The organism is Halobaculum sp. EA56 (assembly GCF_051195075.1).
Taxonomy (GTDB): Archaea; Halobacteriota; Halobacteria; order Halobacteriales; family Haloferacaceae; genus Halobaculum.
On sequence record NZ_JBNTJX010000002.1, the window covers coordinates 382,550 to 395,648 of the forward strand.

Consider the following 13,099-nt stretch of genomic DNA (forward strand, 5'->3'; position numbering starts at 1 on the left):
GAGACGGCTCAGACCTGCACTACCCACGCGCGGTAGTCCTCGGGCCGGTCGTACACCTCCAGGAACGCCCGCTCGATGAACCCCGCGAGGCGGTTCGCGTCCGAGCGCGCCGAGATGCGCACGTTCGTCCCCTCGGCCTCCTCCGGGGTCTCCCGCTCGTCGATCCGGAACTCCGGGTACTCGTCGAGGAGGTCGTGCAGGCGGGCCAGCTCCTCGTCGGTGCAGTCGAGGTTGAACGTCTTCTCGGCGAACTGGATCCACGGCGGCGCCCCGTCGCCCCTCCCGTCCCCGCCGTCCGCGTCGGCGTCGGCATCGGCGTCGACCTCCTCGCCGTCGCCGCCGGCCGACTCGCCGAACTGGAGTTCCTCGCGCGGCGGCTCGACCTCGACGGTGAGGAACGCGCTCCCGCGCTGACGGTGTGCGGTGACGGCGTCGGCGAACAGCTTCCGCCGGTCGGCGGGCGCGTCGGCGTCGAAGCGGGTCATACGCGGAGGTACGCCCGACCGGGGTAAAAACCGGGCGCTCCGGGGCGCGCGGCGCCCACGCCGTGTGCGTGCTGTGGCGACGGCGTCCGGGACGCCGCGTCGCGGTTGCGTTCCCGCCGAACCGCGCCGGATTCAGCACGCCTTTCACCGTGGCCCCGGAGCGTGGAGGTATGGCCGACCACCGAATCCTGCTGCTCGGTCCGCCGGGGGCCGGGAAGGGCACCCAGGCGAAGCGCCTCACGGCCGAGTACGACCTCGACCACATCACGACCGGCGACGCGCTCCGGCAGAACAAGGACATGGAGACGGAGTACGGCACGCCCGGCGAGTACATGGACGCCGGCGAGCTCGTGCCCGACCCCGTGGTCAACGAGATCGTCGTCGCCGCGCTGGAGGAGGCCGACGGGTTCGTGCTCGACGGCTACCCACGGAACCTCGACCAGGCGGAGTTCCTCAGCGAGGAGACCGACCTCGACCACGTCGTCTTCCTCGACGTGCCCGAGCAGGAGCTCGTCGACAGGCTCACGGGCCGACGGGTCTGTGACGACTGCGGCGCCAACTACCACGTCGAGTTCGACCGCCCCGAGGAGGAGGGCGTCTGCGACGAGTGCGGCGGCGAGCTGATCCAGCGCGAGGACGACACCGAGGACACCGTCCGCGAGCGCCTGCGCGTCTACCGGGAGAACACCGAGCCGGTCGTCGAGCACTACCGGGACGAGGGCGTGCTCGTGGAGGTGTCCGGCGAGGGGACGCCGGACGAGGTGTTCGGGCGCCTCCGCGACGTCGTCGAGAACTGAGCCGCGGCGCGGCCGCGAAGCGGTCCCGTCGGCGACCGCCGACGGACGTGCCGCCGCCGCGGGCCGAGAGTACAACCTTCTTACGTGGCTGTCGCTTAGCGGGGGTCAATGGCACGAATCGAGAAGCGCGTCCGGGAGCTCGCCTCCGAGCCCGAGATGCGCGAGGCGATCGAGCTCGTCCTCGAGCGCGCGGAGGACGGCGAGATCCGGTGGGTGGACGTGCGCGAGGACCTCTCCAGCGGGCAGTGGGGCCGCCTCATCGAGCGCGGCGTCCTCGAGGACGGCGAGGCCGGCTTCGCGCTCGCCGACCGCGAGGCGATCGAGGCCGGGCTGGAGTCGCCGGACGACGGGAGCGACCTCACCGCCGGCAGCGACGTGGAGCTCCCCGACTCCGACGGCGCCTCCTGGAGCATCTACGACAAGGGCGCGGCGGTCGTCACGCTGCTGTTCTTCGTCGGCTACTCCTACGGCCCGGTGCGCAACGTCGTCGGCAACGGGATCGACGTGATCTTCGGCCCCCTGCAGGACGTGCTCCCCCTGTACGCGGTCATCATGATCATCGCGACGCTCACCGGGCTGTACTCCACGCTCCTGCGCGCGAACCTCATGGACATGGACCGGATGTCCGCCTACCAGGAGCGCATGAAGGACATCCAGGAGCGCCGCAAGGAGGCGAAGGAACGCGGCGACGACGAGGCGATGCAGGCCATCCAGGAGGAGCAGATGGAGGCGATGGGGGACCAGCTCGGCATGTTCAAGGAGCAGTTCCGCCCGATGGTGTGGATCATGGTGCTCACCATCCCCGCGTTCCTGTGGATGTACTGGGGGATCGGCTTCCGCGGCGCCGAGGGCGTCTGGACCGACCTCCAGCCCGTCGTCCTCCCCATCGCGGGGCAGGTCGGCTGGACCGAGAACATCCTCGTCATGCCCACCTGGATCATCTGGTACTTCCTGTGCTCGATGGCGTTCACCCAGATCATCCAGAAGGGCCTGAACATGTCCATGTCGCCGTCGACGTAGGCGCGACGGCGCCGCACGGCTCGCTTCCTTCTGCTCTCTCCTCCCTCTCCCGCCCCGTCGGTTTCCCGCCCGCTTCCCCGAGTTCGGGTCTTCCCGCCTGCTTCTCCCGCCGCTACCTCGTCGCCGACTTCCACTCGCGGAGCCCGACGACCCCGCCGCCGTGTTCCGCGGGGTCGGCCTCTGTCGCCGCCCACACGAACATCGGCGCGACGTCCTCTGGGTCGCGGCCGCCCTGGTTGCCCGTGAGCGCGGTGTTCACGAGGCCCAGATCCAGCGTGAGCGCGGTCGCCTCCAGGTCCGCATGCGCCTGCCGGACGACCGCCTCCGCGCCGGCCTTCGAGACGGCGTAGGCGCCCATCCCGGGCTTCGCGTCGCGCGCGACCGACCCCGAGGGGACGAGCACCCGCGCGCCGTCCGCGAGGTGCGGGGCCGCCTCCTGCACGGTCGCGAACACGCCGCGGACGTTCGTGCGCACGGTGTCGTCGAACCGGCTGTACGGCTCGTCGTGGATCGGCATCTCGCCGGGCGAGCCGTGGTTGACAGCGGCGTTCGCGACCACGGCGTCGATCCCGTCCCGCTCGCCCGCGCGGGCGGCGTGCTCCATGAGGCGTTCGAGGTCGAACTCGTCGCGTACGTCCGCGCGCATGCCCGACACCGATCCCTCCGTGGAGAGCTCCTCGACCGTCTCCTCGACCGCGCCGCCGTCGCGCGAGCAGACGACGACGTGGGCGCCCTCCCCGGCGAACGCCGACGCGACCGCGCGGCCCACGCCGCGGGTCCCGCCGGTGACGACCGCTGTGGTTCCGTCCATGGGTCGTGGTGGGCCGGGGGCGACGTATGGGTTGCGGGCCGGACCGACGACGCCGGGCGCGGGCGGTCGCCGCGGCCGACGGGGATCCGGCCGGATCGATCCGCCCATCCTTTATGCACCTTCCCGCCGTATCCCGGTTGATGCGAGCACCTCGTGACCGCTCCTCGCTGGCAGGCGAGGACGTGGTCGTGGTCGGCGGCGGCTTCGGCGGGCTCTCGACGGCCTGCTACCTCGCGGACGCCGGCGCGGACGTGACCCTCCTGGAGAAGAACGAGCAGCTGGGCGGCCGCGCCTCCGTGCTGGAGGCGGACGGCTTCCGCTTCGACATGGGTCCCTCGTGGTACCTCATGCCCGACGTGTTCGAGACGTTCTTCGGCCACTTCGGCCGCGAGCCCGCCGACTACTACACGCTCTCGCGGCTCGACCCGCACTACCGGATCTTCTTCAAGGACGGGGACCGCGTGGACATGGTCCCCGACCGGGAGCGCAACCGCGAGACGTTCGAGTCCTACGAGGCGGGCGCCGGCGACGCCTTCGACGACTACCTCGCGAAGTCCGAGCGCAACTACGAGATCGGGATGAGGCACTTCGTGTACGAACACCGCGACGACCTCGCGGACTTCGTCGACCCGGACGTGCTCCGCTACTCGTGGGGGCTGTCGCTGATCGGGTCGATGCAGGACCACGTGGAGGAGTACTTCGACCACCCGAAGCTCCAGCAGATCATGCAGTACACCCTCGTGTTCCTCGGGGGGTCGCCGCACAACACGCCCGCGCTGTACAACCTTATGAGCCACGTCGACTTCAACCTCGGCGTCTACTACCCCGACGGCGGCCTCGGCGCCGTCGTCGACGGCATCGCCGAGCTGGGCGCGGAACTCGGCGTCGAGTACGTCACGAACGCGCCCGTCACGGCGATCAAGGGCCGGCGCGGCGGGTTCAAGGTGGAGACGGCCGCCGGCGACGGCGACGCGGGGGTCGGGGGGACCGCCGCCGCCGCGGACGGCGGGGCGGTCACCGCGGGGTCGGGGGAGTCGTACTTCCCGGACCTCGTCGTCAGCGACGCCGACTACGCCCACACCGAGCAGGAGCTCCTGGCGCCCCGCAAGCGCCAGTACGACGCCGACTACTGGGAGTCGCGGACGTACGCCCCCTCGGCGTACCTCCTGTACATGGGCGTCGAGGGCGACGTGGGGGACCTCGCCCACCACACGCTCGTGCTCCCGACCGACTGGGACGACCACTTCGCACAGATATTCGAGGACCCGGCGTGGCCCGACGACCCCGCCTACTACCTGTGTGTCCCCTCGAAGACCGACGACTCCGTCGCGCCCGAGGGGCACTCGAACCTGTTCGTCCTCGTCCCCGTCGCCGCCGGACTGGAGGACACGCCCGAACTCCGGAGCCGCTACCGCGACCTCGTGCTCGCGGACGTCGCCGACAACACCGGCGTCGACCTGCGCGACCGCATCGTCTTCGAGCGGGACTTCTGCGTCGACGACTTCGCCGGCCGCTACAACGCGACGAGGGGGACGGCCCTCGGGCTGGCACACACGCTCCGCCAGACCGCCCCGTTCCGGCCCGGTCACGAGTCCTCGGCGACGGACGGCCTCTACTTCACGGGGTCGACGACGACGCCCGGCATCGGCGTCCCGATGTGCCTCATCTCGGGGCTGCTCACCGCCGAGGCGATGGCCGAGTCGGCCTGAGGGCGCCCATGTACGCAGACGCCGCCGCACGGCTCCGCTACCTGCTGAAGCTCTCGCGCCCGCGCTTCTGGTTCTACCTCGCGGGGCCGGTCGTCGTCGGCGTCGCCTTCGGCGCCGCGAGCGTCCCGGAGCTGTTCCGGCCCGCCAACCTCCTGCTGTTCGGCTACTTCCTGATCCCGGCGAACCTGTTCCTCTACGGCGTCAACGACGTGTTCGACCGCGACGTCGACGAGGACAACCCCAAGAAGGAGGGCCGGGAGGTGCGCTACGACGGCGGGCCGCTCGTCCCGGCGGTCGTCGTCGCCTCGCTCGCGCTCGGGGCGGGCACCTTTCTGCTGACCCCGCGGGTCGCCTGGCCGTACCTCGCGGGCTTCTTCCTGCTGGGGGCGGGCTACTCGGCGCCGCCGCTGCGGTTCAAGACGACGCCGCTGCTGGACTCCGTCTCGAACGGCCTGTACGTCCTCCCGGGCGCCGCGGCGTTCGCGCTGCTCGCCGGCGACGCGCCGCCCGCGGCCGCGCTCGTGGGCGCGTGGCTGTGGGCGATGGGGATGCACACCTTCTCGGCCATCCCCGACATCGAACCGGACCGCGAGGCCGGGATCCGGACGACCGCGACCGTGCTCGGCGAGGAGCGCACGTACGCCTACTGTGCGGCCTGTTGGCTCTCCTCGGCGGTCGCGTTCGCGGTCGTGGACAACCGCATCGGCGTCCTCCTGCTCGCGTACCCGGTGGTCGTGTTCGCCATCTACTGGTCGGGCGTCGCCGTCGACCGGGCGTACTGGTGGTATCCCGCGATCAACACGCTCGTGGGCGCGCTGCTCACGATGGGCGCGCTCACCCGGATCGTCCCCCCGGAGGCGGTGCTGCCGTGAGTCCCGAAACGCCCGTGGGGCGCCTGACCGCCCTCCGGGAGGCGATGCCGGCCGACAGGCGCGAGGCCGAGGCGCGCCTCGACGCGCTCGTCCGCGACAACCGCTTCACCATCTCGGTGGTGTTCCCCGTCGTCGGGGCGGTGCTGCTCGTCGCCAGCGCGGAGGGGGTCTTCGCGGGGACCCCGCTGGAGCCGCTGGCGTTCAACGGGGCCATGATCCTGCTCGGCACGCTCGTGATGCGCTCGCCGCTCGTGGCCGGGCTCGCGCCGCTGGTCGGGCGGCGGGAACTCGTGGGGATCGGCCTGCTGTCGGCGTACGCCTACGCCATCGAGTACGTCGGGGTGACGACGGGGTGGCCCTACGGCGAGTTCGCGTACCTCGTCGCGCTCGGGCCGGAGCTGGGCGGCGTCCCGCTCGGCCTGCCGGTGTTCTTCCTCCCGCTCGTGGCGAACGCCTACCTCCTGTGCCTGCTGCTGCTCGGGGACCGGGCCGAGCGGACCGCCGTGCGCCTGCTCGCGGTGATCGGGCTCGTGCTGATCATGGACGTGGTGCTGGACCCCGGCGCCGTCGCGCTCGGCTTCTGGGCGTACGCCGGCGTCGAGAACGTCGGGGCGCTGGGCGTCCTCGCCGGCGAGGGGTTCTACGGCGTCCCCCTCTCGAACTACGGCGGGTGGGTGGTCTCGGCCACCGTCGCGACGGTCGTCCTCGACGCGGCCTTCGACCGCGCGGCCCTGCGCGCGCGGCTGGCCGAGTGCGAGTTCATGCTCGACGACATGGTGAGCTTCGTGCTCCTGTGGGGCGGCGTCAACTGCTGGTTCTGGAACCCGATCGCGGCGCTGGTCGCCCTCGGCATCGGCGTCGGCCTCGTCCGGGCGGACCGCTTCGACGCGGCGCTGTTCCGGCAGGCGTTCTGAGCGCCGGCGAGCGGTGTGGCGTGTCGGGGGAAGGGATCGCGGCGGGACTCCGCCGGTTACCGGACCGGGAGGCGGTCGCCGTGGCCGGCGCCCGAGCGGCTCGACTCGCTGTCGCCGTAGGGGACACAGGAGACGCGCCGGAACACCGTCTCGGGGTCCTTGCACCGGAACCACGCCCACCGGGTCCGGACGAACAGCTTCAGCTTGCGCACCGTCCCGAGTTCGGGCGTCTCGGTGAGGGTGTCGTACTCGCGCTCGCGGATGAGCGCGTGGTGTTCGGCGTACAGCACCGCCGCCAGCAGCACGGCGAACTGACAGTCCTCCGGGAGGTACTTGATCCCGGCGACGCCCTCCTTGTACAGCGATTCCGCCCGGCGGAGCTCGTGGCGCATCGCCGCGGCGACGGACTCGTCGAACTCGAAGTTCCGGAGCTGTTCCTCCGTGACGCCGTACTCGCGCAGCGTCTCCCGGGGCAGGTAGATCCGGTCGAGGTCGACGATGTCCTCGCGCACGTCCCGCAGGAAGTTCGTGAGCTGGAACGCCTCGCCGAGCGCGGTGGCGTGCGGGAGGGCGACCTCGGGCTCGTCCGGGGCCATCACCGCCGTCATCATCCGGCCGACGGCGGCGGCGGAGCCGTCCATGTACGCCTCCAGGTCGTCGTACGTCTCGTAGCGGTCGGTGTCGATGTCCGAGCGCATCGCCCCGATGAACGTCTCCACGTCCGAGTCGGCGATGCCGTGCTCCTCGCGCATCTCCGCGAAGGCGGCCAGCACCGGGTCGTCGGTCTCCTCGCGGCCGAGCGCGGCCTCGCGCAGGCGGTCGAGCTCCCGCCGCTGCTCGTCGGGCGGGGCCGTCTCGGCGGCGTCGACGACCTCGTCTGCGACGCGGAAGAACGCGTACAGGACGTACGTCGGCTCGCGGACCCGCCGGGGGAGGACGCGGGTCGCGAAGTGGAAGGTCTTCCCGGTGCGCTGCTGGATGCGCTTGCTCCGGGCGATCTGGTCGTCGTCTACCATCGGTGACTCGGCGCACCCCACGCGCTGTCAGCACTGTGCCGTCCCTGCATCTGGATGAACCGTGTTACGGGAGCCGACACCATAACACTTGGTGCGGTTCGGGCTTGCGGTTTTCGTCCCTCCGGCGTGCGGCCGGACCCGGGGGTTCCGCCCGTTGACCGCGACGGGTTCACCTGTAGAACGTGTCCGAACAGTCGAAGACGACCCCGTGTTCCGGACAGACGTACTCGCAGTGGCGATGGACCATCGACGCGCCGCAGTACGGACAGGGGCGGGTCCGCTTCACCGTCTCGCCGTCCTCCCCGGTCGCCATGCCCGTCGTTCGGGCCGCGCCCCTCAAAGCCGTTCGGGTCCGTCCGGGACGCCGCGTCGGCCCGTCGCGGCGACGACACGAGAGATCCCCGTGAACCCCGATGACCGGCGTCGCGGCCGGTCGCGCCCCGCGGAACCGATTTACCGCCGGGGCCCCTGGTGGGGACGAATGGAGTATCCCGCCCCCCGCCGCCTCGCCGTCGCCGCGGCCTCCGGCGTCGCCGTCGTCGCGGGGACGTTCCTCGTCGCCGGGTTCTCGCCCCGCTGGACGGTCGTCGCCCTCGCCCAGACGCTGTTGCTGCTCATGCCGGACGCGCTGCTCGCGGCGGGCATCCAGGGGCTCGGCAGCGCCGGCCAGGTGCTGCTCGTCGCGGGCGCGGCCGCGCTCGCGACGGTGGCCTTCGGCGCCGTCGCGCTGCTGGCCCTCCGCGTCGGCCGCCGGGGGGGACGCGAGCGCGCGGAGACGGTCTTCCTCGTCGGCGCCGCCCAGGCGCTCGCCGCGTTCGTCCTGTCGGTCGCCCCCGGCGCCGCCGCCGTCGGCGGCCTCCTCGGCGGGGCGACGGTCGCGCTCGCGGGCGAGGCGGCGACCGGGCGGGTCGACCGCGCCCGCCGGGGCGTGTTGCGGTCGGCCGGCGCCGCTGCCGTGGCGGTCGCTTTCGCCGGCGCCGGCCCGCTCGCCCGGGCTGTCGGCGGCGGATCGGACGCGGACGACGCGGGCGAGGAGACGTCGGTCGACCCGACGGTCGAGCGCCTCCTCTCGGTCGCGGACGACCGCTCCTTCGACCTCGCGGGCGCGGAGCCGCTCGTCTCGGAGTCGCACTACGTCGTGGACAAGAACGCCGCCGACCCGCGGGTCGACCCCGCGGCGTGGTCGCTGCGGGTGACCGGCGAGGTGCGCGAGGACCTCGACCTCGACCTGGAGGCGGTCACGGGGCGGCCCGCACAGCACCGCTTCGTCACGCTCCGATGCGTCGGCGACAAACTCAACGGCCGGAAGGTGGACACGGCGCTGTGGACGGGGGTCCCGATCGCGGGCCTGCTGGAGGAGGCGGGCGTCGACGCGGACGGCTGTTGCGTCATGGTCCGGGCGGCCGACGGCTACTACCAGGCGTTCCCGCTGTCGGCGCTGGAGCGGGGCTTCCTCGCCTACCGGATGAACGGTCGGCCGCTCCCGCGCGGGCACGGCGCGCCCGTCCGGGCGCTCATCCCCGGCCACTGGGGGGAGATCAACGTCAAGTGGATCACCGAGATCGAGGTGCTCGACGAGGAGGCCACCGGCTACTGGGAGGAGCGCGGCTGGCACGGCACCGGCCCGGTGGCGACGAACGCGAAGCTCCACCACGTCGAGACCGACGACGGCCGCGTCGAGGTGGGCGGCCACGCCTACGCCGGGACGCGCGGCGTCTCGGCCGTCGAGGTGTCGACCGACGGCGGCGACACCTGGACGGAGGCGGAGGTGACCGAGCGGCTCCCCGGGCCCACGCCCGCGGACGCGGACCCGGACGACCCCGCGGTCGCCGCCGGCGAGGCGGCCGACGCGTGGCGCGGGTGGCGCCACGAGTACGAGGCCGACGCCGAACACGAGGTGGTCGTCCGCGCCGTCGAGCGCGACGGCACCGTCCAGTCCCCTGAGGAGTCGGACCCGTTCCCCAGCGGCGCCTCCGGGTGGGTCTCCCGGACGGTCGACCCGTGAGCGATCGGAGGGGTTATTAACGAAAACGGCGGCGCTAGTAACATGACCGACCTCCTCGCCGGCCGCCCCGGCGGCGGCGCCTCCAGGGGGGCGCGGGTGCTCGGCGCGGCGAGCACGGCCGCGCTCGTGGCGGCCTCGGGGCTGGCGCTCGCGACCGGACGGGTCAAGCTGTTCGGCATCTCGTGGATCGCCTTCGCCGCGATGGCGGTCGCGGGGTGGTTCGGCGCGCGCGCCCCGCGGACCCACACCGGCACGCTCGTGTGGGGCTACGGCCTCGCCGCGGGCGCGATGATCACCAGCGCCGCCGTCTTCCTCCTGCCGCAGGCGATGGGCCAGCACGCCGTCTTCGGCGGCTTCGGCGTCGCGCTCGGCCTGCTCGTCGGCTACGGCGCCCACACGCTCGGCCACCGGCTGGCGCACATGGACCTCCCGATCGACCGCGCGCTCGCGGAGCTGACCGCCCACGCCGTCAGCGCCGGCGCGATCATCGGGATCGTCTACGGCAACATGCCGGAGCTGGGCCCCCTGCTCGGCGTCGCCATCGTCTCGCACAAGGGCCCCGCCGGCTACGCGGCCGTCCACCGGTTCACGGGCCGCGGCGGCGACCCGGTGGCGATCCTCCTGCCGGCCGCGGGCGTCGGCGTCGCCGCCGTCGCCTCCTCGTTCCTCGCGCTGCCGGCGTCGGGCGCGGTGCGCGGCGTCGTCTTCGGCTTCGCCACCGGCGTGTTCCTCCACGTCGCGATGGACTTCCTGCCGGAGTGTGAGATCGGCAGCGAGGTCCACGAGTCGCTGAGCCGGGAGGGCGACGCCCACGCGCTGCTCGACCGCCTCCGCGTCCACGCCGTCGCGAGCACGGTACTCGGCGGCCTGGCGGTGTTTCTCGCGTGGTCGGTCGTCGCCTGACCCGAGGACGCGAGCTGTCGGCGCGACCGCACGACGGGCCTCCGGGAGTGGACGCCCGGCCCGCGCGGACCGGGCGGCCGGCCCTCACCCCCGCAGTCGCCGGACCTGCCAGGAGATGCCCGCGGCGGCGACCAGCAGCACCGCGAGGTTGAACGCCGCGTGGAACAGCGATCGGTACTCGCGCACGATCCACTGATTGATCGTACGGGATACCGCGCCGTAGAACTGGATCCCCGCGACGAGCGCGAGCGCCACCAGCGCCGCCAGCGCGACGTAGTTCACGTACCGGGTGAAGTCGCCGGCGAGGCGACCGTCCGTCCCCGCGGCGTCGGGGACGGCCGCGGCCTCGCCGGTCGTGCCCGCCCCCTCGTCGGTCGCGGTCGATACGTCCTCGGTCGTGGATGGGTGTTCCTCGCTCATGATCGCGTTCGCCTCCGTGCGAGCAGCGCTGCGGCCGCCAGCGCGGCGACCGCGACCGCCGGGCCGAACCCCGGCCCGCCCGTCTCGGTCGCGCCCGCGGTCTCGGCGGGCGCCTCCGTCGGCCGTCCCTCGCCGCCGTCGCCGGCGAAGTCGCCGACCTCGAACTCGACCTCGCGGGTCGTCTCGTTGGCCGAGATGGTCTCGGTCGGGTCGAGGTTCGCGACCGACCGGGCGGTGTCGACGAGGACGCCGTCGCGGTACACCGCGGCGTCGACGTAGTAGTTGTAGTCGCTCGGGACCGTCAGCGTCGTCGTCGCGTCGGCGGTGCGTCCGGGACCGATGCCGCTGACGACGGTGGACTCGCGGGCGGCGACGATGTTCGAGTCGGCCTGCCGGAGGATCACCTCGACACGGAGGTCGCCGCTGTCGGACTGCCCGCGGTTCGTCAGCGACGCCGCCACCGCCAGCGTCGTGCGGTTGCGCTCCCGGTCGACGGAGTCGACCGAGACGGCCAGCGGCGGCACCGCCTCGCGCTCGGTGAACCGGACCTCCGTGCCGAGGGCGCCGAGCCCGGACACGCGCGTCCGCTCGCTGTCGACCAGCCGGCCGTCGTGGAAGACGGCCGTCTCGATGACGTACCCGCCCTCGCGGGGCACCTCGATCGTGACGTTCACCGGGACGCTCCGGTCGCCGGTCAGCTCCGGGAGGTCGACCGACCGCTCGGTCGTCAACAGCCCCGACTCGGCGTCGTACGCCCGGAACCGGACGGAGACGTTGTCGGTCGGGTTGCCGCGGTGGCCGACGCGCGTGTGGAGGATCAGCTCCGCCGTCGAGCCGTCGACCTCGCCGGGACCGATCGCGGGGGACTCGGCGATCCGGACCGGGCCGGGACGGACGGGGCCGTCCGCGGACGGGTCCGCGAGGACGCCGGGGACCACGGCGACCCCGAGGAGGGCGACGAGCAGGACGGCGACCGCGCCGACGGTCAGCCGTCGTTCTCGTGACATGCGGGCGAACCTCGATAGGGACGGGGTAAACCCTTTGTGCCGCGACAGGTCCGACGGTCGCGGCGAAGTTCACGATCGAAGGTACAGTTATGCGTGTCGCCGGAGCACCACGCCCACGTGCTCTACGTGCTCGCCACGAACTCGACGGAACGGAGCGCGGCGCTGTGTGACTACCTCGAACCGCGGGTGGACGGGACGGACGTGGTCCACGCGGTCAACTCACAGCGCGGGGGGGACACCACGACACAGCGGGAACTCGACCGGGGGAAGGACGCACTGGCGGTCGTGGAGACGCGCCTGTCGGGCCTGACGGACGTCGAGACCCACCAGCTCGTTCGGGGGAACTCCCCCGCGGAGGACGTCCTCGGCTTCGTCGAGCGCCACGACGCCGACGAGGTCGTGATGGGGATCCGGAAGCGGTCGACCACCTCGAAGCTCCTCTTCGGCAGCGTCGCCCAGGACATCCTCATGAACTCCGACGTGCCGATGCGGGTCGTCCCCGTCCCGGAGGCGTAGCGGTCGACGCCGACGCCGCGGCCCCGTGCCACTCCGTCGCACCCCACCGGTCGATTCAAGCGTCGACGGCCGGGATCGGTCGGATATGCCGGGCCCCGTGTTCCGCCGCGGCGAGACGGTCGAACTGCGCACGGTCGAGGAGGAGGACGCCGCGTTCCTCGCGTCGGTCGTGAACGACCCGCGGGTGCGGGCGGGCACCTCGATGGCCGACCCCAACTCCGTCGACGACGAACGCGAGTGGATCGACGCCATGGGGGACACCGACGAGGCGCACTTCCTGGTCTGCGTCGACGCCGAGCCCGTGGGCATCGTCGGGGTGAACGCCCCGAACGAGACGTGGGGGACCGCGGAGCTGGGGTACATGCTCGACCCGGACGACTGGGGCAACGGCTACGCGACCGACGCCGCCCGCGAGGCGTGCGGCTACGCCTTCGAGACGCGGCGGCTCCACAAGGTGTACGCCAAGGTGTTCGAGACGAACCCGGCGTCCGCGCGCGTGCTGGAGAAGGTCGGCTTCCGCGAGGAGGGGACGCTCCGCGGGGAGGCGTTCGTCGACGGCGAGCATGTCGACGTGACCCGGTTCGGCCTCCTCGCCGACGAGTGGTTCGCGGAGCGGTAACGTCG

General features: G+C 72.6%; 15 protein-coding genes. 9 read left to right on the forward strand and 6 right to left on the reverse strand.

Annotated elements, in window-relative coordinates:
* Positions 1-8 precede the first annotated feature (8 nt).
* Positions 9-485: a hypothetical protein gene (locus ACQUQ1_RS05130; RefSeq protein ID WP_435063191.1), complete on the reverse strand. Its 477-nt coding sequence runs from the start codon at positions 483-485 to the stop codon at positions 9-11.
* Between the two features lie 170 nt (positions 486-655).
* Here ACQUQ1_RS05130 and ACQUQ1_RS05135 point away from each other — a divergent pair, with 170 nt between their 5' ends.
* Together ACQUQ1_RS05135 and ACQUQ1_RS05140 are read left to right on the forward strand one after the other, a co-directional pair.
* Complete coding sequence (locus ACQUQ1_RS05135) at positions 656-1,282, forward strand: adenylate kinase (protein ID WP_435063192.1); 627 nt, start codon at positions 656-658, stop codon at positions 1,280-1,282.
* A gap of 108 nt (positions 1,283-1,390) precedes the next feature.
* Complete coding sequence (locus ACQUQ1_RS05140) at positions 1,391-2,302, forward strand: DUF106 domain-containing protein (RefSeq protein WP_435063193.1); 912 nt, start codon at positions 1,391-1,393, stop codon at positions 2,300-2,302.
* 112 nt (positions 2,303-2,414) lie between these two features.
* On the opposite strand, the gene ACQUQ1_RS05145 is transcribed toward ACQUQ1_RS05140, so the two are convergent.
* On the reverse strand, positions 2,415-3,113 hold the full coding sequence (locus ACQUQ1_RS05145; protein WP_435063194.1) for an SDR family NAD(P)-dependent oxidoreductase: 699 nt from the start codon (positions 3,111-3,113) through the stop codon (positions 2,415-2,417).
* Positions 3,114-3,253: 140 nt separating this feature from the next.
* Here ACQUQ1_RS05145 and ACQUQ1_RS05150 point away from each other — a divergent pair, with 140 nt between their 5' ends.
* The 3 genes from ACQUQ1_RS05150 to cruF are packed head-to-tail and all read left to right on the forward strand — an operon-like array spanning position 3,254 to position 6,608.
* Positions 3,254-4,822 (forward strand): phytoene desaturase family protein, encoded by a 1,569-nt coding sequence (locus ACQUQ1_RS05150; protein ID WP_435063195.1) that lies wholly within the window; start codon positions 3,254-3,256, stop codon positions 4,820-4,822.
* An 8-nt stretch (positions 4,823-4,830) separates the two neighbouring features.
* Positions 4,831-5,694 carry a prenyltransferase gene (locus ACQUQ1_RS05155; protein ID WP_435063196.1) on the forward strand — a complete coding sequence of 288 codons (864 nt, stop codon included), beginning with the start codon at positions 4,831-4,833 and terminating at the stop codon, positions 5,692-5,694.
* 44 nt (positions 5,695-5,738) lie between these two features.
* The gene (gene cruF, locus ACQUQ1_RS05160) at positions 5,739-6,608 is read left to right on the forward strand and encodes a bisanhydrobacterioruberin hydratase (protein ID WP_435063299.1); all 870 of its coding nucleotides are present in this window, start codon (positions 5,739-5,741) and stop codon (positions 6,606-6,608) included.
* Positions 6,609-6,664: 56 nt separating this feature from the next.
* On the opposite strand, the gene ACQUQ1_RS05165 is transcribed toward cruF, so the two are convergent.
* Both ACQUQ1_RS05165 and ACQUQ1_RS05170 read right to left on the reverse strand, forming a co-directional pair.
* Positions 6,665-7,624 (reverse strand): phytoene/squalene synthase family protein, encoded by a 960-nt coding sequence (locus tag ACQUQ1_RS05165; RefSeq protein WP_435063197.1) that lies wholly within the window; start codon positions 7,622-7,624, stop codon positions 6,665-6,667.
* A gap of 169 nt (positions 7,625-7,793) precedes the next feature.
* A complete protein-coding gene (locus ACQUQ1_RS05170) occupies positions 7,794-7,937 on the reverse strand; it encodes an HVO_2523 family zinc finger protein (RefSeq protein WP_435063198.1) in 144 nt (47 codons plus the stop codon).
* Between the two features lie 168 nt (positions 7,938-8,105).
* Between ACQUQ1_RS05170 and ACQUQ1_RS05175 the strand changes: the two genes are divergently transcribed.
* Complete coding sequence (locus ACQUQ1_RS05175; protein WP_435063199.1) at positions 8,106-9,629, forward strand: molybdopterin-dependent oxidoreductase; 1,524 nt, start codon at positions 8,106-8,108, stop codon at positions 9,627-9,629.
* Between the two features lie 42 nt (positions 9,630-9,671).
* Positions 9,672-10,532, forward strand: coding sequence for a ZIP family metal transporter (locus ACQUQ1_RS05180; protein ID WP_435063200.1), 861 nt, complete (start codon positions 9,672-9,674; stop codon positions 10,530-10,532).
* Positions 10,533-10,616: 84 nt separating this feature from the next.
* Here ACQUQ1_RS05180 and ACQUQ1_RS05185 read toward each other — a convergent pair whose 3' ends face one another.
* Together ACQUQ1_RS05185 and ACQUQ1_RS05190 are read right to left on the reverse strand one after the other, a co-directional pair.
* Entirely contained in the window at positions 10,617-10,952 is a 336-nt protein-coding gene (locus tag ACQUQ1_RS05185) for a hypothetical protein (protein WP_435063201.1), read from the reverse strand.
* Entirely contained in the window at positions 10,949-11,959 is a 1,011-nt protein-coding gene (locus tag ACQUQ1_RS05190) for a DUF7490 domain-containing protein (RefSeq protein WP_435063202.1), read from the reverse strand. The genes ACQUQ1_RS05185 and ACQUQ1_RS05190 overlap by 4 nt, the downstream gene beginning before the upstream one ends.
* A 117-nt stretch (positions 11,960-12,076) precedes the next feature.
* Here ACQUQ1_RS05190 and ACQUQ1_RS05195 point away from each other — a divergent pair, with 117 nt between their 5' ends.
* Together ACQUQ1_RS05195 and ACQUQ1_RS05200 are read left to right on the forward strand one after the other, a co-directional pair.
* A complete protein-coding gene (locus ACQUQ1_RS05195; RefSeq protein ID WP_435063203.1) occupies positions 12,077-12,475 on the forward strand; it encodes a universal stress protein in 399 nt (132 codons plus the stop codon).
* Positions 12,476-12,560: 85 nt separating this feature from the next.
* Positions 12,561-13,094, forward strand: coding sequence for a GNAT family N-acetyltransferase (locus tag ACQUQ1_RS05200; RefSeq protein WP_435063204.1), 534 nt, complete (start codon positions 12,561-12,563; stop codon positions 13,092-13,094).
* The last annotated feature ends 5 nt before the right edge of the window (positions 13,095-13,099 follow it).

Bases quoted from the DNA above. Each gene is read 5' to 3' on its own strand.
- ACQUQ1_RS05180 (WP_435063200.1), top strand. From the start codon at position 9,672: ATGACCGACCTCCTCGCCGGCCGCCCCGGCGGCGGCGCCTCCAGGGGG.
- cruF (WP_435063299.1), top strand. From the start codon at position 5,739: ATGCCGGCCGACAGGCGCGAGGCCGAGGCGCGCCTCGACGCGCTCGTC.
- ACQUQ1_RS05155 (WP_435063196.1), top strand. From the start codon at position 4,831: ATGTACGCAGACGCCGCCGCACGGCTCCGCTACCTGCTGAAGCTCTCG.
- ACQUQ1_RS05185 (WP_435063201.1), bottom strand. From the start codon at position 10,952: ATGAGCGAGGAACACCCATCCACGACCGAGGACGTATCGACCGCGACC.
- ACQUQ1_RS05145 (WP_435063194.1), bottom strand. From the start codon at position 3,113: ATGGACGGAACCACAGCGGTCGTCACCGGCGGGACCCGCGGCGTGGGC.
- ACQUQ1_RS05150 (WP_435063195.1), top strand. From the start codon at position 3,254: ATGCGAGCACCTCGTGACCGCTCCTCGCTGGCAGGCGAGGACGTGGTC.
- ACQUQ1_RS05135 (WP_435063192.1), top strand. From the start codon at position 656: ATGGCCGACCACCGAATCCTGCTGCTCGGTCCGCCGGGGGCCGGGAAG.
- ACQUQ1_RS05190 (WP_435063202.1), bottom strand. From the start codon at position 11,959: ATGTCACGAGAACGACGGCTGACCGTCGGCGCGGTCGCCGTCCTGCTC.
- ACQUQ1_RS05165 (WP_435063197.1), bottom strand. From the start codon at position 7,624: ATGGTAGACGACGACCAGATCGCCCGGAGCAAGCGCATCCAGCAGCGC.
- ACQUQ1_RS05130 (WP_435063191.1), bottom strand. From the start codon at position 485: ATGACCCGCTTCGACGCCGACGCGCCCGCCGACCGGCGGAAGCTGTTC.
- ACQUQ1_RS05140 (WP_435063193.1), top strand. From the start codon at position 1,391: ATGGCACGAATCGAGAAGCGCGTCCGGGAGCTCGCCTCCGAGCCCGAG.
- ACQUQ1_RS05175 (WP_435063199.1), top strand. From the start codon at position 8,106: ATGGAGTATCCCGCCCCCCGCCGCCTCGCCGTCGCCGCGGCCTCCGGC.
- ACQUQ1_RS05170 (WP_435063198.1), bottom strand. From the start codon at position 7,937: ATGGCGACCGGGGAGGACGGCGAGACGGTGAAGCGGACCCGCCCCTGT.
- ACQUQ1_RS05200 (WP_435063204.1), top strand. From the start codon at position 12,561: ATGCCGGGCCCCGTGTTCCGCCGCGGCGAGACGGTCGAACTGCGCACG.